This is a genomic window from Streptomyces sp. NPDC058246, from assembly GCF_042881985.1.
Lineage (GTDB): Bacteria > Actinomycetota > Actinomycetes > Streptomycetales > Streptomycetaceae > Streptomyces.
Genome location: NZ_JBHVWZ010000002.1, coordinates 134,931 through 157,308 on the forward strand (window position 1 = coordinate 134,931; position 22,378 = coordinate 157,308).

The 22,378-nt window shown below is 69.7% G+C and carries 17 protein-coding genes; 11 read left to right on the top strand and 6 right to left on the bottom strand.

Annotation, left to right across the window (positions count from 1 at the left end; genetic code table 11):
- Nucleotides 1–15 precede the first annotated feature (15 nt).
- Genes nuoE through nuoN form a run of 10 tightly spaced genes read left to right on the top strand, consistent with a single transcriptional unit; the run spans nucleotide 16 to nucleotide 13,058 of the window.
- Complete coding sequence (nuoE, locus tag ACFVXA_RS03125) at nucleotides 16–825, top strand: NADH-quinone oxidoreductase subunit NuoE (RefSeq protein ID WP_362019012.1); 810 nt, start codon at nucleotides 16–18, stop codon at nucleotides 823–825.
- Entirely contained in the window at nucleotides 825–2,207 is a 1,383-nt protein-coding gene (gene nuoF / locus ACFVXA_RS03130) for an NADH-quinone oxidoreductase subunit NuoF (protein WP_362018650.1), read from the top strand. Before nuoE ends, nuoF begins: the two co-directional genes overlap by 1 nt.
- Nucleotides 2,204–4,708, top strand: a complete 2,505-nt coding sequence (locus tag ACFVXA_RS03135; RefSeq protein WP_390023636.1) for an NADH-quinone oxidoreductase subunit G — start codon at nucleotides 2,204–2,206, stop codon at nucleotides 4,706–4,708. The genes nuoF and ACFVXA_RS03135 overlap by 4 nt, the downstream gene beginning before the upstream one ends.
- Complete coding sequence (gene nuoH, locus ACFVXA_RS03140; protein WP_362018654.1) at nucleotides 4,705–6,078, top strand: NADH-quinone oxidoreductase subunit NuoH; 1,374 nt, start codon at nucleotides 4,705–4,707, stop codon at nucleotides 6,076–6,078. The genes ACFVXA_RS03135 and nuoH overlap by 4 nt, the downstream gene beginning before the upstream one ends.
- The gene (nuoI, locus tag ACFVXA_RS03145; protein ID WP_362018656.1) at nucleotides 6,071–6,712 is read left to right on the top strand and encodes an NADH-quinone oxidoreductase subunit NuoI; all 642 of its coding nucleotides are present in this window, start codon (nucleotides 6,071–6,073) and stop codon (nucleotides 6,710–6,712) included. Before nuoH ends, nuoI begins: the two co-directional genes overlap by 8 nt.
- Nucleotides 6,709–7,560, top strand: a complete 852-nt coding sequence (locus ACFVXA_RS03150; RefSeq protein WP_389463130.1) for an NADH-quinone oxidoreductase subunit J — start codon at nucleotides 6,709–6,711, stop codon at nucleotides 7,558–7,560. Before nuoI ends, ACFVXA_RS03150 begins: the two co-directional genes overlap by 4 nt.
- A complete protein-coding gene (gene nuoK / locus ACFVXA_RS03155) occupies nucleotides 7,557–7,856 on the top strand; it encodes an NADH-quinone oxidoreductase subunit NuoK (protein ID WP_004927567.1) in 300 nt (99 codons plus the stop codon). The genes ACFVXA_RS03150 and nuoK overlap by 4 nt, the downstream gene beginning before the upstream one ends.
- 14 nt (nucleotides 7,857–7,870) lie before the next feature.
- Complete coding sequence (gene nuoL / locus ACFVXA_RS03160; protein WP_390023638.1) at nucleotides 7,871–9,835, top strand: NADH-quinone oxidoreductase subunit L; 1,965 nt, start codon at nucleotides 7,871–7,873, stop codon at nucleotides 9,833–9,835.
- A 5-nt stretch (nucleotides 9,836–9,840) separates the two neighbouring features.
- Nucleotides 9,841–11,412, top strand: coding sequence for an NADH-quinone oxidoreductase subunit M (locus ACFVXA_RS03165; RefSeq protein WP_362018662.1), 1,572 nt, complete (start codon nucleotides 9,841–9,843; stop codon nucleotides 11,410–11,412).
- Entirely contained in the window at nucleotides 11,409–13,058 is a 1,650-nt protein-coding gene (nuoN, locus tag ACFVXA_RS03170; RefSeq protein WP_362018663.1) for an NADH-quinone oxidoreductase subunit NuoN, read from the top strand. The genes ACFVXA_RS03165 and nuoN overlap by 4 nt, the downstream gene beginning before the upstream one ends.
- A 96-nt stretch (nucleotides 13,059–13,154) precedes the next feature.
- Here the strand turns inward: nuoN and ACFVXA_RS03175 are convergent, their stop codons facing one another.
- A complete protein-coding gene (locus tag ACFVXA_RS03175; RefSeq protein ID WP_362018664.1) occupies nucleotides 13,155–13,742 on the bottom strand; it encodes a hypothetical protein in 588 nt (195 codons plus the stop codon).
- Between the two features lie 338 nt (nucleotides 13,743–14,080).
- Between ACFVXA_RS03175 and recQ the strand changes: the two genes are divergently transcribed.
- Nucleotides 14,081–16,075 carry a DNA helicase RecQ gene (gene recQ, locus ACFVXA_RS03180; protein ID WP_390023640.1) on the top strand — a complete coding sequence of 665 codons (1,995 nt, stop codon included), beginning with the start codon at nucleotides 14,081–14,083 and terminating at the stop codon, nucleotides 16,073–16,075.
- A gap of 208 nt (nucleotides 16,076–16,283) precedes the next feature.
- Here the strand turns inward: recQ and ACFVXA_RS03185 are convergent, their stop codons facing one another.
- The 5 genes from ACFVXA_RS03185 to ACFVXA_RS03205 are packed head-to-tail and all read right to left on the bottom strand — an operon-like array spanning nucleotide 16,284 to nucleotide 22,360.
- Complete coding sequence (locus tag ACFVXA_RS03185; RefSeq protein ID WP_390023642.1) at nucleotides 16,284–19,025, bottom strand: fumarate reductase/succinate dehydrogenase flavoprotein subunit; 2,742 nt, start codon at nucleotides 19,023–19,025, stop codon at nucleotides 16,284–16,286.
- An 11-nt stretch (nucleotides 19,026–19,036) separates the two neighbouring features.
- Nucleotides 19,037–19,930: an ABC transporter ATP-binding protein gene (locus ACFVXA_RS03190; protein ID WP_390023644.1), complete on the bottom strand. Its 894-nt coding sequence runs from the start codon at nucleotides 19,928–19,930 to the stop codon at nucleotides 19,037–19,039.
- A complete protein-coding gene (locus ACFVXA_RS03195) occupies nucleotides 19,914–20,771 on the bottom strand; it encodes an ABC transporter permease (RefSeq protein WP_389747900.1) in 858 nt (285 codons plus the stop codon). The genes ACFVXA_RS03190 and ACFVXA_RS03195 overlap by 17 nt, the downstream gene beginning before the upstream one ends.
- Nucleotides 20,768–22,117, bottom strand: coding sequence for an ABC transporter substrate-binding protein (locus ACFVXA_RS03200; protein ID WP_390023646.1), 1,350 nt, complete (start codon nucleotides 22,115–22,117; stop codon nucleotides 20,768–20,770). Before ACFVXA_RS03200 ends, ACFVXA_RS03195 begins: the two co-directional genes overlap by 4 nt.
- Before the next feature lie 15 nt (nucleotides 22,118–22,132).
- Nucleotides 22,133–22,360: a ferredoxin family protein gene (locus ACFVXA_RS03205; RefSeq protein ID WP_362018672.1), complete on the bottom strand. Its 228-nt coding sequence runs from the start codon at nucleotides 22,358–22,360 to the stop codon at nucleotides 22,133–22,135.
- Nucleotides 22,361–22,378 lie beyond the last annotated feature (18 nt).

Below are 22,378 nucleotides of genomic sequence, written 5' to 3' on the forward strand. Positions count from 1 at the left end.
GGCGTCAGCCTGGGCATGCCCCAGCTGCCCGCGCCCGAATACCCGGACGACGTTCGAGCCAGGCTCGAAGCCGACGCGCGCGAGATCATCGCGCGCTACCCGGACTCCCGCTCGGCGCTCCTTCCGTTGCTGCATCTCGTGCAGTCGGAGGAGGGCCATGTCACGCGCACGGGACAGCAGTTCTGCGCGGACATGCTCGGCCTGACCACGGCCGAGGTCGCCGCCGTCGCGACCTTCTACTCGATGTACCGGCGCAAGCCGAGCGGCGACTATCAGGTGGGTGTCTGCACCAACACCCTGTGCGCCGTCATGGGCGGCGACGCCATCTTCGAGGCCCTCCAGGACCACTTGGGTGTCGGCAACGGCGAGACCACCGGTGACGGCAAGGTCACCCTGGAGCACATCGAGTGCAACGCGGCCTGCGACTTCGCTCCGGTCGTGATGGTCAACTGGGAGTTCTTCGACAACCAGACCGTGGACTCCGCGAAGCGTCTCGTCGACGATCTGCGCGCGGGAGCACAGGTCGAGCCCACCCGCGGCGCCCCCTTGTGCACCTTCAAGGACACCGCCCGGATCCTGGCGGGCTTCCCCGACGAGCGTGCGGGCGCGGTAGAGGCGGGCGGCAGCGCGGGCCCCGCCTCACTGATCGGCCTGCGTCTGGCCAAGGGCGAGACCGCCCCCGCGCGCGTGGTGCATCCGCGCGGCGAAGGGGCACCTCAGGACCAGCCGCCTTCGGAGCACCTGAGTTCACACGACGCGCCGCAGGACACATCGGCCTCCGACCCGTCCCACCCGGCGGGTCCCGTAGCCGAGGAGGGGGAGTGATGACCTTGGCACCCGAGGACGGTGGCACCGCCCGCCCGAGCGAATTCGAGCGTGGGGGAGAGACCAGTCCGGAAAAGCTGCTCGTACCCGTGCTGTCGGCCTTCTGGGACGAGGACAAGTCCTGGACGCTCGACGTCTACCGAAGGCACGAGGGGTACGAGGGCCTGCGCAAGGCGCTCGCCATGTCGCCGGACGACCTGATCGCGTACGTCAAGGACTCCGGGCTGCGCGGCCGAGGCGGCGCGGGATTCCCCACCGGAATGAAGTGGCAGTTCATTCCTCAAGGTGATGGCAAACCTCACTATCTAGTTGTCAACGCCGACGAATCGGAGCCGGGAACCTGCAAGGACATCCCGCTCCTCTTCGCGAACCCGCATAGCCTCATCGAGGGCATTGTGATCGCGTGTTATGCCATCCGGTCTTCGCATGCCTTCATCTATCTGCGCGGTGAAGTGGTCCCTGTTCTGCGGCGGTTGCACGAGGCCGTGCGTGAGGCCTACGCGGCGGGCTACCTCGGCGAGAACATCCTGGGCAGCGGACTCGACCTCCAGCTCACCGTGCACGCGGGCGCGGGCGCGTACATCTGCGGTGAGGAGACCGCGCTGCTCGACTCGCTCGAAGGCCGCCGTGGTCAACCGCGGCTTCGTCCCCCCTTCCCTGCCGTCGCGGGCCTCTACGCGTGCCCGACTGTTGTGAATAACGTCGAGTCGATCGCGTCAGTTCCCGCAATTCTCCACAAAGGCAAGGAATGGTTCAGGTCGATGGGCAGCGAGAAGTCCCCGGGCTTCACGCTCTACTCGCTCAGCGGCCATGTCACCAACCCCGGCCAGTACGAGGCGCCGCTCGGCATCACACTCCGTCAGCTCCTCGACATGAGCGGCGGCATGCGACCCGGGCATCGCCTCAAGTTCTGGACGCCGGGCGGCTCCTCGACACCGATGTTCACCGACGAGCATCTCGACGTCCCTCTTGATTACGAAGGAGTGGGCGCCGCGGGTTCCATGCTCGGCACAAAAGCTCTGCAGTGCTTCGACGAGACGACCTGCGTGGTCCGCGCCGTCACCCGGTGGACCGAGTTCTACGCCCATGAGTCCTGCGGCAAGTGCACGCCGTGCCGCGAAGGGACGTACTGGCTCGTGCAGTTGCTGCGCGACATCGAGGCCGGCAAGGGCGTCATGTCCGACCTCGACAAGCTGAACGACATCGCCGACAACATCAACGGCAAGTCCTTCTGCGCCCTCGGCGACGGCGCCGCCTCGCCGATCTTCTCCTCGCTCAAGTACTTCCGCGAGGAGTACGAGCAGCACATCACGGGCCGCGGCTGCCCCTTTGACCCGGCCAAGTCGACGGCTTGGGCCGACCGCACGGAGGTGAACGCATGACGGTGACCACCAGCGCTCCCTCGGGCGGGGGAGAGGCGGCGGTTCCGCCGGAGGATCTGGTCTCGCTGACGATCGACGGCGTGGAGATCAGCGTGCCCAAGGGCACCCTGGTCATCCGCGCCGCCGAGCAACTCGGGATCGAGATCCCCCGCTTCTGCGACCATCCCCTCCTCGACCCGGTCGGCGCCTGCCGCCAGTGCATCGTCGAGGTCGAGGGCCAGCGCAAGCCCATGGCGTCCTGCACGATCACCTGTACGGACGGGATGGTCGTCAAGACGCACCTCACCTCCCCGGTCGCCGAGAAGGCCCAGCACGGTGTGATGGAGCTGCTCCTCATCAACCACCCGCTGGACTGCCCGGTCTGCGACAAGGGCGGTGAGTGCCCGCTCCAGAACCAGGCGATGTCGCACGGCAACGCCGAGTCCCGCTTCGAGGGCAAGAAGCGGACGTACGAGAAGCCCGTCCCGATCTCCACCCAGGTGCTGCTCGACCGCGAGCGGTGCGTGCTGTGCGCCCGCTGCACCCGGTTCAGCAACCAGATCGCGGGCGACCCGATGATCGAGCTGCTGGAGCGCGGTGCGCTTCAGCAGGTCGGCACCGGAGAGGGCGACCCCTTCGAGTCGTACTTCTCCGGGAACACGATCCAGATCTGCCCGGTGGGCGCGCTGACGTCGGCGGCGTATCGCTTCCGCTCGCGCCCCTTCGACCTCATCTCCTCCCACTCCGTGTGCGAGCACTGCTCCGGCGGTTGCGCGACCCGCACCGACCACCGGCGCGGCAAGGTCATGCGGCGCCTCGCCTCTCCCGACCCCGAGGTCAACGAGGAGTGGCTGTGCGACAAGGGGCGGTTCGGCTTCCGGTACGCGCAGCAGCGTGACCGGCTGGACACGCCTCTCGTGCGCGGCGAGTCCGGTGAGCTGGAGCCCGCGTCCTGGCCGGAGGCCCTGGAGGCGGCGGCTCAGGGGCTCCTGGCCGCGCGATCGAGGGCCGGTGTCCTGACAGGTGGCCGCCTCACCGTCGAAGACGCCTACGCGTACAGCAAGTTCGCGCGCGTGGCCCTCGACACGAACGACATCGACTTCCGCGCGCGCGTGCACAGCGCCGAGGAGGCCGACTTCCTGGCGGCCCGGGTCGCCGGACGCGGACGGGACCTCGACGGTACGGGCGTCACGTACACCTCTTTGGAGAAGGCGCCCGCCGTTCTGCTTGTCGGGTTCGAGTCCGAGGAGGAGGCGCCCGGCGTCTTCCTGCGGCTGCGCAAGGCATGGCGCGGGCACGGACAGAAGAGTTTCTCCCTCGCCACGCACGCCACGCGCGGCCTGGAGAAGGCGGGCGGCACGCTGCTGCCGGCCGCGCCCGGCACCGAGACCGAGTGGCTGGACGCGCTCGCGAGCGGCGTCGGCCTTGAGGGCGACGGAGCCGAGGCCGCCGAGACACTGCGCACCGAGGGCGCGGTGATCGCCGTCGGCGAGCGCCTCGCCGCCGTGGCGGGCGGCCTCACCGCCGCCGTACGGGCCGCGTCCGCGACCGGCGCCCAGCTGGTGTGGATTCCGCGCCGGGCCGGGGAGCGCGGGGCGATCGAGGCGGGCGCGCTGCCGTCGCTGCTGCCCGGCGGACGGCCGGCCACCGACCCGCGCGCGCGGGACGAGGTCGCGGTCGCCTGGGGCGTCTCCGAGCTCCCGCACCGCTACGGACGCGACACCGGCCAGATCGTCGAGGCCGCCGCGGGCGGTGAGTTGCGGGCGCTGGTGGTCGCGGGCGTGGAGGTCGCCGACCTTCCCGACCCGGCACGCGCGCGTGCGGCACTTTCCGACGTGGGCTTCCTGGTCTCGCTCGAACTGCGGCCCAGTGAGGTCACCGAGCACGCGGACGTCGTCCTCCCGGTCGCCGCGGTCGCCGAGAAGGCGGGCACCTTCCTCAACTGGGAAGGCCGGGCCCGCTTCTTCGAGGCCGCGCTCAAGCCCGACCAGATGACCCGCCGCCTGGCGCCCACCGACGCGCGCGTCCTGCAGATGCTGGCCGACGCCATGGACGTACACCTGGGTCTGCCGGATCTGCGCACCGCGCGCGGGGAGCTGGACCGGCTCGGCGCCTGGGACGGGCCGCGAGCCACCGAACCCCTGGAGGTCGCGGCCCAGCTGCCGCGGCCGGCCGCCGGAGAGGCCGTGCTCGCCGGGCACCGGCTGCTGCTCGACCAGGGGCTCCTCCAGGAGGGCGACGAGGCGCTCGCCGGGACCCGGCACGCCGCACGCGCACGCGTGTCGGCCGCCACGGCCGCCGAGTCCGGTGTCAAGAACGGCGACCTCCTCGCCGTGACCGGCCCCACCGGAGTGGTCGAACTCCCCCTGCAGATCACCGAGATGCCCGACCGCGTGGTGTGGCTCCCGCTGAACTCCGCCGGCGGGGGCGTCGCCTCCGACACCGGGGCGCTGCCCGGCGCACTCGTCCGCATCGGCCCGGCGACCCTCGCCGCCGAGGCCCCCAAGGAGGTGGAGGCATGAGCCCGTACCTCGCCGCTGCAGACCTCTCCATGTTCGGCCGCGACCCCTGGTGGCTGGTCGTCGTCAAGGCGGTCTTCTGCTTCGCCTTCCTGATGGTGACCGTGCTCTTCTCCATCGTGTGGGAGCGCAAGGTCGTCGCCTGGATGCAGTTGCGCATCGGCCCCAACCGGCATGGCCCCTGGGGCATGCTCCAGTCGCTCGCCGACGGCGTCAAACTGATGCTGAAGGAAGACGTCATCGTCAAACGCGCGGACAAGGTGGTCTACGTTCTCGCACCGATCGTCGCGGCCATCCCGGCCTTCATGGCGATCGCGGTGATCCCCTTCGGGCCCTCCGGCAACGAGATCTCGATCTTCGGCCACCGCACCACGATGCAGCTCACCGACCTGCCGATCGCGATGCTCTACATCCTGGCGGTCGCCTCGGTGGGCATCTACGGGATCGTTCTCGCGGGTTGGAGTTCTGGATCCACCTATCCGCTGCTGGGCGGTCTGCGCTCCTGCGCGCAGATGATCTCGTACGAGATCGCCATGGGCGCCGCCTTCGCCTCGGTGTTCCTCTACTCCGGGTCGATGTCGACCTCGACGATCGTGGAACAGCAGCACGACCGCTGGTACATCATCCTGCTGCCGGTCTCGTTCCTGATCTACATCATCACGATGGTCGGCGAGACCAACCGCGCACCCTTCGACATGCCGGAGTCCGAGGGCGACCTGGTCGGCGGCTTCAATACCGAGTACTCGTCCATCAAGTTCGCGCTGTTCATGCTCGCCGAGTACGTGAACATGGTGACGGTCTCGGCCGTGTCGACGACGCTCTTCCTGGGCGGCTGGCGGGCACCCTGGCCTATCAGCACCTTCTGGGAGGGCGCCAACCACGGCTGGTGGCCGATGCTCTGGTTCGTGGTGAAGGTGCAGCTGCTGCTGTTCTTCTTCATCTGGCTGCGCGGCACGCTCCCGCGCGTCCGCTACGACCAGCTGATGAAGCTCGGCTGGAAGGTCCTCATCCCGGTCTCCGTGGTCTGGCTGATGCTCGTCGCGACCGTACGGACCCTGCGGAACGAGAACTACGACTTCGCGGACATCGCGTTGTACGTGGGTGGCGGCGTCCTCGTCCTGCTGCTGCTCTCGTTCGCCGCGGACATCTTCCGCGACAAGCAGGGCGCGCAGGAGGCGCCCGCCGAACCCGCCGCCTTCGACCCGATGGCGGGCGGGTTCCCCGTACCGCCGCTGCCGGGGCAGGAGCTTCCGCCGGTGCCGAGGCGCCGCCCGCGCCGCGAGCGGGAGTTGATTGTCAGTGGTGGGTCCGATACTGCGAGTGACGGATCGAATGGCGGAACTCGTGACGGAAAGGAGGGGTCCGATGGCTGAGGAGCCGAAGGAGACCAAGCCCGGTTTCCAGAACCCCGTCGCCGGCTTCGGCGTGACCTTCAAGGCCATGTTCAAGAAGCGGCTGACCGAGCAGTACCCGGAGCAGCAGAAGACCACCGCCCCGCGGTTCCACGGCCGGCACCAGCTCAACCGTCACCCGGACGGCCTGGAGAAATGCATCGGCTGTGAGCTGTGCGCCTGGGCCTGTCCCGCGGACGCCATCTATGTGGAGGGCGCGGACAACACCGACGAGGAGCGCTACTCGCCGGGCGAGCGGTACGGGCGCGTCTACCAGATCAACTACGCCCGCTGCATTCTCTGCGGCCTGTGCATCGAGGCGTGCCCCACGCGCGCGCTGACGATGACGAACGAGTTCGAGCTGGCCGACTCCAGCCGCGCCAACCTCATCTACACCAAGGAGCAGCTGCTCGCCGGCCTCGAGGAAGGCATGGTCGACACACCGCACTCGATCTTCCCCGGCACGGACGAGCAGGACTACTACCGGGGCCTGGTGACCGAGGCGGCGCCCGGCACGGAGCGCCAAGTGGCCGTCTCCAAGGGAGAGGTTCCGCAGGAGGCGGAGTCGACCTTCGGCGAGGGCGAGCCGGCGTCCGGGAAGGTGGTCGGCCGATGACCGCTCTCGCCGCCTACTCCACCTCCACCGGAGAGGCTTTCCAGTTCTGGGTCCTCGGCACCGTCGCCGTGATCGGCGCCCTGTGCACCGTCTTCATGAAGAAGGCCGTGCACAGCGCGCTCTGTCTCGCCGGGACCATGATCGTCCTGGCGGTGTTCTACCTCGCCAACGGCGCGTACTTCCTGGGCATCGTCCAGATCGTCGTCTACACCGGCGCGATCATGATGCTGTTCCTCTTCGTGGTGATGCTCGTCGGCGTCACCGCGGCGGACTCCCTGAAGGAGACCATCAAGGGGCAGCGCTGGCTGGCCCTGGTGTGCGGCCTCGGCTTCGGCGTCCTGCTGATCGCGGGCATCGGCAACGCGTCCATCAAGGACTTCAACGGCCTGGCCAAGGCCAACGCGAACGGCAACGTGGAGGGCCTCGCCGCCCTCATCTTCACGAAGTACGTGTTCGCCTTCGAAATCACCGGCGCCCTGCTCATCACGGCCGCCGTCGGCGCCATGGTGCTCACGCACCGCGAGCGCACCGAGCGCGCCAAGACCCAGCGCGAGCTGTCCGAGCAGCGCGTACGTGAGGGCAAGCACCTGCCGCCGCTGCCGGCACCGGGCGTGTACGCCCGGCACAACGCGGTGGACATCGCGGGCCTGCTGCCCGACGGCACCCCGTCCGAGCTGACCGTCAACAAGACGCTGCGCCAGCGCGGGCAGATCCGTGACGTGTCGGCCGAGGCGCTGAGCGATCTGAAGGCTCTGGAGCAGCGCGCCGAGGAGCGCCTGGAGCGCACGAATTCAGGCAACTCAGGTAATTCAGGGAATTCAGGGAATTCAGGGGAGGCGTCGAAGTGAACCCGGTCAACTATCTCTATCTCGCCGCCCTGTTGTTCACGATCGGCGCCACCGGCGTGCTGATCAGACGGAACGCGATCGTGGTGTTCATGTGCGTCGAGCTCATGCTCAACGCCTGCAACCTCGCGTTCGTCGCCTTCTCCCGTATGCACGGCAATCTCGACGGTCAGATCATCGCCTTCTTCACGATGGTCGTCGCCGCCGCGGAGGTCGTGGTCGGGCTCGCGATCATCGTGTCGCTCTTCCGTTCCCGCCACTCGGCCTCGGTCGACGACGCCAGCCTGATGAAGCTGTAAGGGGTCGCTGAATCGTGGAGAACCTGATTGCGCTGCTGGTAGCGGCGCCTCTGCTCGGAGCGGCCGTACTGCTGTGCGGCGGAAGGCGGCTGGACGCCGTCGGCCACTGGATCGGTACGGTCCTCGCGGCCGCCTCCTTCGTGATCGGCATCGTGCTCTTCGCCGACATGCTGGGGAAGAACGCGGAGCACCGGGCGATCGGCCAGCACCTGTTCAGCTGGGTCCCGGTCGCCGGCTTCCAGGCCGACGTCTCCTTCCAGCTCGACCAGCTGTCGATGACGTTCGTGCTGCTGATCACCGGCGTCGGCTCGCTCATCCACCTGTACTCGGTCGGGTACATGGAGCACGACGAGCGCCGGCGCCGCTTCTTCGGCTATCTGAACCTGTTCCTCGCGGCGATGCTGCTGCTCGTCCTCGCCGACAACTACCTTCTGCTGTACGTCGGCTGGGAAGGCGTCGGCCTCGCCTCGTACCTGCTGATCGGCTTCTGGCAGCACAAGCCCAGCGCAGCCACCGCCGCGAAGAAGGCCTTCCTGGTCAACCGCGTCGGCGACATGGGCCTGTCGATCGCCATCATGCTGATGTTCACGACGTTCGGAACCTTCGCCTTCGGGCCGGTGCTCGGTACCGAGGGGCACCCGGGGCTCGTCGGTGGCGCGACCGAGGGCAAGCTCACCGCCGTCGCCCTGATGCTGCTGCTCGCCGCCTGCGGCAAGTCCGCCCAGGTGCCGCTGCAGTCCTGGCTCGGCGACGCGATGGAGGGCCCGACCCCGGTCTCGGCCCTCATCCACGCCGCGACGATGGTGACCGCGGGCGTGTACCTGATCGTCCGCTCCGGCGCGATCTTCAACGCCGCGCCCGACGCACAACTGGTCGTCACCGTGGTCGGCGCCGTCACGCTCCTGTTCGGTGCGATCGTCGGTTGCGCGAAGGACGACATCAAGAAGGCACTGGCCGGCTCGACCATGTCGCAGATCGGCTACATGGTGCTCGCCGCGGGCCTCGGCCCCATCGGCTACGTCTTCGCGATCATGCACCTGGTGACACACGGCTTCTTCAAGGCCGGGCTCTTCCTCGGCGCCGGTTCGGTCATGCACGGCATGAACGACGAGGTCGACATGAGGAAGTACGGCGGCCTCAGGAAGTACATGCCGGTCACCTTCGTGACGTTCGGCCTCGGCTACTTGGCCATCATCGGCTTCCCGGGCCTGTCCGGCTTCTTCTCCAAGGACAAGATCATCGAGGCGGCCTTCGCCAAGGGCGGCACCGAGGGATGGATCCTCGGCGGCGCGGCCCTGCTCGGCGCGGCGATCACCGCGTACTACATGACGCGCGTGATGCTGATGACGTTCTTCGGAGAGGAGCGTTGGAGGAACCAACCGACCGCTTCTCCGGCTGAGCCGAGCGTGGAGCCCGCCGCGCAGTCGCACGGCGAGCACACGGAGCCGCACCCGCACGAGTCGCCCAAGACGATGACGATCCCCATGATCGTGCTGGCCTTCGGATCGGTCTTCGCGGGTGGCCTGTTCAGCATCGGCGACCGCTTCCTGCACTGGCTGGAGCCGATCACCGGCCACGCGGAGGGCAACTCGCCCGTCAGCGCCCTCACGGTCACGCTGGCCACCATGGTGCTGCTCGTCGTCGGCGCCGGAATCGCGTACGCCCAGTACGGGCGCCGTCCCGTCCCGGTGGTCGCCCCGCGCGGCTCGCTGCTCACCCGGGCAGCCCGGCGCGACCTGCTCCAGGACGACTTCAACCACGTCGTGCTGGTGCGCGGAGGCGAGCACCTCACCCGCTCCCTGGTGTACGTCGACCACACCCTGGTCGACGGGGTCGTCAACGGCACGGCCGCCTCGATGGGCGGCCTCTCCGGGCGACTGCGCAAGCTGCAGAACGGCTATGCGCGCAGTTACGCGGTCTCGATGTTCGGCGGTGCGGCGATCCTCATCGCCGCGACCCTGCTGATGAGGGCGGTCTGATACCGATGTCCTTTCCACTGCTGACAGCGACAGCGGCGCTCCCGGCCCTCGGGGCGATCGCCACGGCCGCCGTGCCGGCCGCGCAGCGTGTCGCCGCCAAGTGGCTGGCGCTGCTCGTCTCGCTCGCCACGCTGGTGCTCGCCGCGATCGTCCTGGTCCGCTTCGAGCCCGGCGGCGACCGTTACCAGCTCACCGAATCGCACTCCTGGATCAAGGACTTCGGGGTGCGGTACGAGCTGGGGGTGGACGGCATCGCGGTGGCGCTCGTCGCGCTCACGGCGCTGCTCATCCCGTTCGTGATCCTCGCGGGCTGGCACGACGCCGACCCGCACGAGACCGGAAGCAGGCGCTGGCGGCCCACACAGGGCTTCTTCGCCCTGATCCTGGCCGTCGAGGCGATGGTGATCATCTCCTTCGAGGCCACCGACGTCTTCCTCTTCTACATCTTCTTCGAAGCCATGCTCATCCCGATGTACTTCCTCATCGGCGGCTTCGGAGACCGCGCCCACGAGCACGGTGACGAGGCGGCCGCGACGCAACGGTCGTACGCCGCCGTGAAGTTCCTCCTCTACAACCTGGTCGGCGGCCTGATCATGCTGGCCGCGGTGATCGGTCTCTACGTAGTGGCCGGGAACTTCTCGCTCCAGGAGATCGCGCAGGCCCGCGCCAACGGTTCGCTGCACATGGCGACCAGCACGGAGCGGTGGCTCTTCCTCGGCTTCTTCTTCGCGTTCGCGGTGAAGGCGCCGCTGTGGCCGCTGCACACCTGGCTGCCCAACGCCATGGGTGAGGCCACCGCCCCGGTCGCCGTACTGATCACGGCGGTCGTCGACAAGGTGGGCACCTTCGCGATGCTCCGCTTCTGCCTCCAGCTGTTCCCGGAGGCGAGTAAGTGGGCGACGCCGGTCATCCTCGTACTGGCGCTCATCAGCATCATCTACGGTGCGCTGCTCGCGGTCGGCCAGCGGGACATCAAGCGGCTGGTCGCGTACGCGTCGATCTCGCACTTCGGGTTCATCATCCTGGGCATCTTCGCGATGACGAGCCAGGGCCAGTCGGGCGCGACGCTGTACATGGTCAACCACGGGATCTCGACCGCCGCCCTGATGCTGGTGGCGGGCTTCCTGATCTCGCGGCGCGGTTCGCGCCTGATCGCCGACTACGGAGGGGTGCAGAAAGTGGCCCCGGTGCTCGCGGGCACCTTCCTGATCGGCGGTCTCGCGACCCTCTCGCTCCCCGGGCTCGCGCCCTTCGTGAGTGAATTCCTCGTCCTGGTGGGCACGTTCACGCGCTACCCGGTCGTCGGCATCATCGCCACCTTCGGCATCGTCCTCGCCGCGCTCTACACGCTCGTCCTCTACCAGCGGACGATGACGGGCCCGGTGAAGGCCGAGGTCGCCGAGATGCCCGACCTCAGGGTGCGCGAGCTCCTGGTGGTCGCCCCGCTGATCGCTCTGCTGATCTTCCTGGGCGTCTACCCGAAGCCGGTCACCGACATCGTCAACCCGGCGGTCAAGCAGACCATGTCAGACGTACACAAGACGGACCCCAAGCCCGAGGTGGAGGCGGCCAAGTGAGCGCAGCAGCCGTCCACAGCCTGTGGACAACCGCGGCCGACCCGATCTCCAAGATCGACGCGCCGAAGATCGAATACGGGCAATTGTCGCCCACCTTGATCGTCATCGGCGCGGCGATCGTCGGGGTGCTGATCGAGGCGTTCGTGCCGCGCAAGTCGCGCTACTACGCGCAGGTGTTCGTCTCCGTCGTCGCGCTGGCCGCCGCGTTCGCCGCGGTCGTCGCGCTCGCGGCGGGCGGATACGGCACCACCAAGGCGCATATCGCGGCGATGGGCGCGATCGCCGTCGACGGGCCGGCCCTGTTCCTCCAGGGCACGATCCTGCTGGCGGGCATCCTCGGTGTCTTCACCTTCGCCGAGCGGCGCCTGGACCCGGAGGCGCACGGCAACCGCGTCGACTCGTTCGCCGCGCAGGCCGCGTCCGTGCCCGGCAGCGACAGCGAGAAGGCCGCCGTGAAGGCCGGGTTCACCACCACCGAGGTGTTCCCGCTCCTGCTCTTCGCGATCAGCGGCATGCTGGTCTTCCCGTCGGCCAACGACCTCCTGACGCTGTTCGTCGCGCTGGAAGTGTTCTCGTTGCCGTTGTATCTGCTGTGCGCGGTGGCCCGCCGCAAGCGGCTCATGTCGCAGGAGGCCGCGGTCAAGTACTTCCTGCTCGGCGCCTTCGCCTCCGCGTTCACGCTCTTCGGCATCGCCCTGCTGTACGGCTACGCGGGCTCCGTGTCGTACGCGACGATCGCGCAGGTCGTCGACGGCACGATCACGAACGTCGACCCGGCCCTCGCCGGCACCATGGGCAACGACGCGCTGCTGCTCATCGGCGCCGCCATGGTCGTCATGGGCCTGCTCTTCAAGGTCGGCGCGGTGCCGTTCCACATGTGGACGCCGGACGTCTACCAGGGCGCGCCGACACCGGTCACCGGCTTCATGGCCGCGGCGACGAAGGTGGCCGCCTTCGGCGCGCTGCTGCGCCTGCTGTACGTCGTCCTGCCGGGCCTGCGCTGGGACTGGCGGCCGGTGATGTGGGCCGTCGCGATCGTCACCATGCTGGGCGGTGCGATCGTCGCGATCACCCAGACCGACATCAAGCGGCTCCTGGCGTACTCGTCGATCGCGCACGCCGGATTCATCCTCGCCGGTGTCATCGCGACCTCGCCGGACGGAGTCTCGTCCGTGCTCTTCTACCTGGGCGCGTACTCGTTCGTCACGATCGGTGCCTTCGCGGTCGTCACGCTCGTACGGGACGCGGGTGGCGAGGCCACACACCTCTCCAAGTGGGCCGGTCTCGGACGCAGGTCCCCGCTGGTGGCGGCCGTGTTCGCGGTCTTCCTGCTGGCCTTCGCGGGCATCCCGCTGACCTCAGGTTTCGCCGGAAAGTTCGCCGTGTTCAAGGCGGCGGCGGAGGGCGGCGCGGGCGCGCTGGTCGTGGTCGGTGTGATCTCCTCGGCGATCGCGGCGTTCTTCTACATCCGCGTGATCGTGCTGATGTTCTTCAGCGAGCCGCGGCCGGAGGGCCCGACCGTCGCCGTGCCGTCGCCGCTGACGATGACGGCGATCGGGGTGGGCGTGGCGGTCACGCTGGTGCTGGGTGTGGCGCCGCAGTACTTCCTCGACCTGGCGGGCCAGGCGGGAGTCTTCGTCCGCTGAACCACGAAGGTCCGCTGAACCACGAAAGTGCCGGGCCTGCGAACCACGAAAGTGCCGGGCCTCGCTCCCTCCTCGGGAGCGAGGCCCGCGGCGTGTTCACTGGGCTGCGTGGGCGGAGTGCGTCGAAGTGGCTGTGCTCGGTGTGCACTTCACCGTGGGATTCCACCGGTCGAAGAGGCCGTTGGGGTTGTCCTTGTAGAGCCAGACGTGCAGGTCGTAGTGGATCGGCATGGTGGGGGTGTGGCCGGGCATCGGACCGTCGAACTTCCGGCCGCCGAACATCGAGGGCCTGTCGTCGTCCGTCTTCAGGTTCTGGTCGTGGTCCGGAACGATCCACTCCACTCCGGCGAGCCTGCGTTTCCCGCCCGCGCCGTCCTCGTAGAGGAGAGCCGCGGGCTTCGCCGGGTCGGTCGAGCCGTAAAGGGATTCCTTGAAGTAGTGGTAACCCATGCTGCCGTGGCCCATGGGGTCGTCGGAGCACCGGTCGGGGACGTATCCGTCGGCGACGGCGTTCGGTTCATAGAGGTACTTCGCCGTCGCGGCGTACGCCTCGGCCAGCTGCACCTGGACTCTCGGGTCGGCGGAGTCGTCCGCGACGGCGTGAGCGGGGACGGGGGCCAGGGAGAGCGAGGCGACAGCGGCCGTCGCGAGGGCGATGGCGGTCCTGAGGGGGCGCTGGGTCATGCGATGACTCCTAGAGGCGCGAGAGGCGCGAGAGGCGCGAGGGGTGCGAGAGGTACGAGAGGTACGAGCGGCGTACGGGCCGGCGCCGGTCCGTCGGGCACGGGCCCCCGCCTCCCGCCCGAGCAGCATGTCCCGTGGTCTCGAGGGGTCGCCATGCGGAAGGGGCCAACGGGCTGAACGCCGACAGAGTGCGCCGTCCGGGGGAGCGCGGGGAGAGCCGGGCGTCGGTGCGTACCGAAGCCGTACGGTCGCAGCCTGTGGATAACTCTGAGGCTGTCGGTGCGGAGCCCTATGGTGGCTGTCGTGGGCGAAGCGCGACATACGGGGGACGACGGGCGATGAGCGGGACGGGCGGGACAGGTGTGATGACCGGAGCGGACATGACGGAGCCCCTGGGTGACAGCGAGGCACTGGCCACGCTCCACCGGGTCTTCGGGTACGACGCATTCCGCGGCGAGCAGGAAGCGATCATCGAGCATGTGGTGACGGGCGGTGACGCCGTCGTCCTGATGCCGACGGGTGGCGGCAAGTCGCTCTGCTACCAGATTCCGGCGCTGGTCAGACCGGGTACGGGCGTCGTGGTGTCCCCCCTCATCGCGCTGATGCAGGACCAGGTGGACGCGCTGCGCGCGCTGGGCGTGCGCGCCGGGTTCATGAACTCCACGCAGGACTTCGACGAGCGGCGGACGGTTGAGGCGGAGTTCCTGGCCGGAGAGCTGGACCTGCTCTATCTGGCCCCTGAGCGACTGCGGCTCGACACCACCCTCGACCTGCTCTCCCGCGCGAAGATCTCCGTCTTCGCGATCGACGAGGCGCACTGTGTGGCCCAGTGGGGTCATGACTTCCGCCCTGACTATCTGGCCCTTTCGCTGCTGGGTGAGCGCTGGCCGGAGGTCCCGCGGATCGCGTTGACGGCCACGGCCACACGCGCGACGCACAAGGAGATCACCCAGCGCCTGGGCATGCCGAAGGCCCGCCATTTCGAGGCGAGCTTCGACCGGCCCAACATCCAGTACCGGATCGTCCCGAAGGCCGACCCCAAGAAGCAGCTGCTGTCCTTCCTGCGCGACGAGCACGCGGGCGACGCGGGCATCGTCTACTGCCTCTCGCGCAACTCAGTGGAGAAGACCGCCGAGTTCCTCTCCCGCAACGGCATCGAGGCGGTGCCGTACCACGCGGGCCTGGACTCGGGCACCCGCGCCGCCCATCAGTCGCGCTTCCTGCGCGAAGAGGGCCTGGTGGTGGTCGCCACCATCGCCTTCGGCATGGGCATCGACAAGCCGGACGTACGGTTCGTGGCCCACCTCGACCTGCCGAAGTCGGTGGAGGGCTACTACCAGGAGACAGGGCGCGCGGGCCGCGACGGACTGCCGTCCACGGCCTGGATGGCGTACGGCCTTCAGGACGTCGTCCAGCAGCGCAAGCTGATCCAGGGCTCGGAGGGCGACGAGGCGTTCCGCCGCCGGGCGGCCGCCCACCTGGACTCGATGCTGGCGCTGTGCGAGACGGTCCAGTGCCGGCGCTCCCAGCTCCTGGCCTACTTCGGCCAGGACCCGCACACCCCCGCCTGCGGCAACTGTGACACGTGCCTGGCGCCGCCCGAGACCTGGGACGGCACGGTGGCGGCGCAGAAGCTGCTGTCGACCGTGGTGCGGTTGCAGCGGGAGCGGGGGCAGAAGTTCGGCGCGGTGCAGATCGTCGACATCCTGCTGGGGCGCCGGACCGCCAAGGTGATCCAGTTCGACCACGACCAGCTGTCCGTCTTCGGTATCGGCGAGGAGCTGTCCGAGGCCGAATGGCGGGGCGTCGTGCGGCAGTTGCTGGCCCAGGGGCTGCTCGCGGTCGAGGGGGAGTACGGGACGCTGGTGCTGACCGAGGCCAGCGGGACGGTGCTGCGGCGCGAGCGGGACGTGCCGTTGCGCAAGGAGCCGGCGAAGCCGACGGTGTCCCGCTCGTCGTCCTCCTCGTCCGCCAAGGGCGAGCGCAAGGCCAAGACCGCCGTGGCCGAGCTCTCACCGGAGCTCGTCCCCGCCTTCGAGGCCCTGCGCGCCTGGCGGGCCGAACAGGCCCGTGAGCAGGGCGTCCCGGCGTACGTCATCTTCCACGACGCCACGCTCCGCGAGATCGCCACGGTGTGGCCCGGCTCGGTGGCCGAGCTGGGCACCATCGGTGGTGTCGGTGAGAAGAAGCTGGCGACGTACGGGGAGGGGGTGCTGGGGGTGCTTGCCTCGCTGGGCGCCCCCGGAGCAGTGGCGGACGCCGCCCCCGACGAGGCCCCGGATCCGGACTGGCCCGAGATGGACGCGGAGCCGGAGCCGGAGGACTGGATATAGGGCGGGATGGACGTGGAGCCGGAGGCGGAGGACTGGATAGAGGGGCGGGTGCCGTCGCGGCCGTCGTAGCTGCGGTCATGCGTGCCGCTCACGGCGGCACGGGTGGGCACAGCGGCACCCGGTAGGCGTCTGGCTGCGCGGCCCACCCCGCCGCCGGCATCCACGCCGGATGCCCTTGGACACGGTGGCAGTGGCGCGCGGCGCGGCGTCACAGCGCCCGTGACGCATACGCCCTGACGTCCGCGTCGGGGTCCGCCACGGCCGTGGCCAGCGCTGTGCGGGCGTCCTCGTCGGCAGCGGCGTGGCGCACCAGTGCGAGTACGGCAGCCTTGCGGACGTCGGCGTTCGGATCGCCGAGGACCTTGGCCAGGGAGGGGACGGCCACGTCGGCAGCGGTGCCGGACAGTGCGGTGGCGGCGCCGGCCCGTACCTGCCAGGCGGGGTCGGCCTGAGCGGCGACGGCGCGTGCGGCCAGCAGGGCCGAGCACCCTGTGACCGCAAGCGACTCGAAGGCCGCCGCCCGGACCAGGGCGTCGGGGTCCTCGGTGAGTTGATCGAGGGTGTCCTCGACGGGCCTTCCAGGGGTCACGTTGGCCAGCGCCTTGGCGACGGTGACGCGGACCTCGCGGGAGGGGTCCGCCGCCGCCCGGGCCAGGTGCTCCGCGGCGTCGACCGAGACGAGGGCGCGTACGGCCTCGATTCGGACCGCGATGTCGGAATCCGCCAGGGCGTCCGCGAACAGCGCCGCGTCACCCAGGCGCAGCGCCCGCAGGACGTCCAGGGCGGCGGCGCGCACGACGGGGTCGGCCTCGACCAGGGCGGAGGCGAGGCCGTCGCGCAGTTCGCCCTCGGGCGGCAGCGTCTCGACCAGCTCGCGCAGCGAGGCCGCCGCGGCGGCCCGTACGTCGCCGTGCGGGTCGCGGAGCGCGGCGGCGAGGGCGGGACCGGTACCGGGCGGCACGGTCTCGGTGAGTACGGCGACGGCCGCCCGCCGGACGGCGGGAGCGGGGTCGTCCAAGTAGGGCCGCAGGGCGGAGAGTTCGGATTCTTCTTCGGAGAGGGTGAGGAGCTGGAGCAGGCGGGGGGAGGAGTCGGCGTCCGCGTCCGGGTGGCTGCTGGTGGTGGCGTCGGGGACGTCGGTGACCGCCGGCTGAGAAGCCACCGGTGCCGCATCACGTGCACCCGCCGTGGCCACCCCCTCGGGGTGGACCTCGCCGAGGTGCCGGGAGGGGCCGCCGGTCGGGGTGAAGTCGGGGACGGGGACGAGATAGGGGGCCACGGGTCGGGCCGTGAACTCCATGGAGCCGGAGGGGGACTTGTGCAGGTCGAGGTGGTGGAACCAGGAGGCGTCGTCGCGCGCGGGATGGTCGGTGCGGTCGTGGTAGAGACCCCAGCGCGATTCCGTGCGGGCGAGCGAGGCACGCGCGGCCATCTCCGCGCAGTCGCGGATGAAGGTGACCTCCGCGCACCGCATCAGCTCGTGCGGAGTGCGGGCACCCATCTCCGCGATGTCCGTACGCATCCGCTCGAACGCCTCCAGGGCGAGCGAGAGCCGGGCGCCGGACTTCGGCGGGGCCACGTAGTCGTTCACGAAGCGGCGGAGTTTGTATTCGACCTGGGGCTGCGGGGGGCCGTCCGGGTTGCGCAGCGGGCGGTAGACCAGCTCGTGCGCGTCGCGGAGTTGGTCCTGCGGCAATTCGCCCTCGTAGGGCTTGTATCGGGCCGCGTCCGCGCCCGCGAGGTCGCCGAAGACGAACGCGCCGATCATGTAGTTGTGGGGGACGCAGGCCAGATCCCCGGCGGCGTACAGGCGCGGCACGGTCGTACGGGCGTGGTCGTCGACCCGTACGCCGGAAGCGGAGTGGCCGCCGCACAGGCCGATCTCGGAGATGTGCATCTCGATGTCGTGGGTGCGGTAGTCGTGACCGCGCCCGGCGTGGAAGGTGCCACGGGTGGGGCGTTCCGTGGTGTGCAGGATGGATTCGAGGGCGCTGATCGACTCCTCGGGAAGGTGGCTGAGCTTGAGGTACACCGGGCCCCGGTCGGAGGCGATCTCCGCGGCGAACTCCGCCATCATCTGGCCCGACCAGTAGTCGGAGTCGACGAAGCGTTCGCCGTGCCGGTTGACCTGGTAGCCGCCGAAGGGGTTGGCGACGTACGCGCAGGCGGGGCCGTTGTAGTCCTTGATCAGCGGGTTGATCTGGAAGCACTCGATGCCGGTGAGCTCGGCGCCGGCGTGGTAGGCCATGGCGTAGCCGTCACCGGCGTTGGTGGGGTTTTCGTACGTCCCGTAGAGGTAGCCGGAGGCGGGCAGGCCGAGGCGGCCGCAGGCGCCGGTCGTGAGGATGACGGCACCGGCGCGGACCGAGACGAAGCCGCCTGTGCGGGTGTTGAAGCCGGCGGCCCCGACCGCGCGGCCGTCCGCCGTGAGGACCCGCACCGGCATCACGCGGTTCTCGATGCGGATGCGCTCGCGCATCTCGCGGCGCCGCAGTTGCCGGTAGAGCACCTTCTTGACGTCCTTGCCCTCGGGCATCGGCAGCACGTACGAGCCGGAGCGGTGGACCTGGCGGACCGCGTACTCGCCGAGCTCGTCCTTCTCGAACTTCACGCCGTACGACTCCAGGCGCCGCACCATCGCGAAGCCGCGGGTCGCGGTCTGGCGGACGGTGGACTGGTCGACGATGCCGTCGTTGGCGCGGGTGATCTCGGCGACGTAGTCGTCGGGTTCGGCGCGGCCGGGGATGACCGCGTTGTTGACTCCGTCCATGCCCATGGCGAGGGCACCGGAGTGGCGCACGTGTGCCTTCTCCAGGAGGAGGACGTCGGCCCCGTGCTCGGCGGCGGTGAGGGCCGCCATGGTGCCGGCCGTGCCGCCGCCGATGACGAGGACGTCGCAGGAGAGTTCTTCGGCGTTCGCGAGCGAGGGGATCTGCACGGGGGTGTCCACGAGGGTGCCTTTCAGGTGCTGAGGGACGTGAGGACCTCGCGGCGCAGGGACAGCGTCGCCGGGTCGTCGAGTGCGGATCGCTCACGGGGGCGCGGGACTTCGCGTACGGCGAGAAGCCTGCCGGGGCTGCTGGGGCTCCCGGAGCCGCCGGGGCTGCCGGAGCCATCGGGCGCGCCGGTCCCGCCTCCGACGAGCGGGCGTCCGGAGCCGAGCAGCGCGACCCGGTCGCCGAGGAACAGCGCCTCGTCCACGTCGTGGGTCACGAAGACGACGGTCGCACCGGTGCCGCGCAGTACCTCGACGAGGAGGTCCTGCATGCCGGCGCGGGTCTGGGCGTCGAGGGCACCGAAGGGCTCATCCATGAGGACGGCGCGGGGTGCTCCGGCGAGGGCGCGGGCGAGTTGGACTCGTTGGCGCTGGCCGCCGGAGACGCGGTGCGGCAACTGCCGTTCGCGGCCGGTGAGTCCGACACGGGCAAGCCAGGAGTCGGCCTGGGCGCGGCGCTCGGTCCGCGGCAACCCCTTGATGACCAAAGGGAGTTCGATGTTGGCGCGCAGGGTGCGCCAAGGCAGGAGGGCGTCCTCCTGGAAGACGAGCGCTCGGTCGGCGGCGGGGCCCACCAGGGGGCGGCCGTCCTGGGTGACCGTTCCGGCGAGGGCGGGCAACAGTCCGGCGAGGGTGCGCAACAGGGTCGACTTGCCGCAGCCCGAGGGGCCGACGACCGTGATGATCTCGCCAGGGGTGATGGCGAGGTCGACTCCTTCGAGGACGGGGGCGCCGGGGCGGCCGAGCGAGGCGTTCCCGAGGGAGAGGCGGGTGCCGCGCGTGGCGATGGGTGCGCCGGTCCCGGCGACCGGCGACTCCGTCTCGGCGACGGACGTCCCGGTCTCAGACGAGGTGCTCATCGCGCACCCCCTCGGGGCGTACCGGTGCCGGCGTGGGGGAGACCGGGGCCGCAGCCTTGCGTACGGGCGCGCCGGTGACGTACTCCGTGCGCGGCAGCCAGCGGGTGAGCCACCGCCCCACGCGTTCGACGGCCGTGGAGGTGACCCAGCCGAGCACCCCGATCGTGACCATGCCGACGAAGACACCGGGGTAGTCGACGACGGTGTAGTCCTGCCAGGTGCGATAGCCGACGCCGTACTGCCCGGAGATCATCTCGGCGGAGATGACACAGATCCACGAGACGCCGATGCCGACCGAGAGGCCGCTGAAGATCCCAGGGAGGGCGCCCGGCAGGACCACCGAGCCGAGCACCCGCCAGCGGCCGCCGCCCATCGTGCGCACCGCCTCCTCCCACACGGGAGTCAGCGCGCGCACCGCGTGCCGGGTGGAGACCAGGACAGGGAAGAAGGCGGCGGTGCAGGTGATGAAGACGATGCCCTGTTCGTTGCTCGGGAAGAGGAGGATCGCGACCGGGACGAGCGCGATGGCCGGGATCGGGCGGACCACTTCCAGGACCGGACCGATCAGGTCCTCGGCGAGGCGGGAGCGTGCCACGGTCACGCCGGTGGCCACGCCGAGCATGGCTGCCAGCAGGAAGCCGGTGAGGATCCGGGTGAGGCTGTCGGTGAGATCCGTCCAGTAGTCGTCGCCGCCGAGCCGGTCGCCGAAGGCGCGGGCCACGTCGGCGACGGTCGGGAACTGCGAGAAGCGCAGCCAGAGGTCGACGTTCAGGCTGGTCAGCAGCTGCCAGGCGGTCAGGGCCGCGGCGAGCGACGCGGCCCTGACGAGATACCGGGTCATGACGCCCGCTCCAGGGCGGCGGTGTACGAGATCGTGCGCGCGCCCTGGTGGCCGGCGATGTACTTCTGCGCGGTCGCCGCCGTGACGAACGGGCGCAGGTCGTCGCCGTCGGCCACCCATACCGCCTTGTCGGCGAACCAGAGGGTGCCGGTGGTGGCGTCGGGGACGTACGCGGCACGGAGGGAGGTGCGATGCGCGGCCACGTAACGGAGAAGGGAGACGGGGGAGTTGAAGGTACGAGTCGTGGTGGAGCCCTTGGACCATGCCTCGCCGGCGGCCGGTGGGGGCGTCGCGGCGAGCTGGTCGGCGTACGCGGTCGGGCCGAGGGCGCGCTTGACGTACTGGTCGTCGACGAAGGCGTCCACGTCCACGTCGCCGACGAGCTTCGCCGACTTCAGGACGGCGACGTCCTTCTTGAGGGCGGAGACCAGGCTCGGTTGCAGCGCAGGGTCGAAGGTGGCGATGCCATGAGCGCCGTTGTAGAGGTAGACGACCTCGGCGGGCAGGCCGGTCGCCTTCGCGACCTTCTCCGCTGCGGCCACCGGGTGGTCGTGGAGATAGGTCGTCGCGTCCGACTGGGCCTTCAGGAAGGCCTCGAGGACGGCCGGGTGCTTCTTCGCGAAGTCCTCGCGGGCGGTGACGCCGTGGAAGGTCGGCAGGTTCAGTTCGGCGCCGTCGTACAGGGCCTTCGCCTTGCCCTGGTAGGCGAGCAGACCGGGCCAGGCGACGAACTGGGAGAGCGCGTCCGTGCTGCCCGCCGCGAGGGCCGAAGTGCCCACCGCGGGCTGCTGGTTGAGCTTCTCGATGCCTTTGTCCGGGTCGATTCCGGCGCGCTGGAGGGCCCGTACGAGGGTGCCGTCGGCGGCCGAGCCGACACTGGTCGACACCTTCTTGCCGCGCAGGTCATTCAGCGAACGGAGCTTCGAACCCGGCGCGGTGACGATGGTGTTGAGGCCGCCGTGGAGGTTGTAGCCGGTGACGGAGACCAGGTGGGTGGGGCGCCCGAGTTGTTTGCCGCGGGCCGCGTTGATGAGGAGCGGAAAGTCGCCCATCGAGCCGATGTCGATCTTTCCGGCGGTCATCTGGGCGGTGATCGGCGCGCCGGTCGCGTAGTCCTGCCAGTTCACCTTGTAGGTGGTGCCGTCTCCGAGAGAGTTCAACTCCTTTTCGAAGTAGCCGAGCGTGCGCAGCAGGGTTCCCGCCGTCACGGTGTTGATCGTCTTGGACTGGTAGCCGATCGTGACGGTGACCGTGGAGCCGCCGCCGGACCCGGTGTCTGCGCCGCAGGCGGTGAGGGGGAGTACGAGGGCTGCCGTGACCAGAGCGGCAAGTGCTTTGTGCGTCATGGGAGTTCGAACCTCTCACCGGAGGAGATAGGGCATGTTGACCGTGACCGCCCCGGTGGGGCATCGGGCCGCGCACGGGCCGCAGTACCAGCACTCGTCGATGTGCATGTACGCCTTGCCGTTGTTCTCGTCGATGGCGAGGGAGTCCAGCGGGCACATGTCCACACAGAGCGTGCAGCCGTCGATGCACTTCGACTCGTCGATGGTCACGGGCACGTCGGCCCGCTGGGGCACCAAGGGCATGGCTGTCTCCAGGAAGGT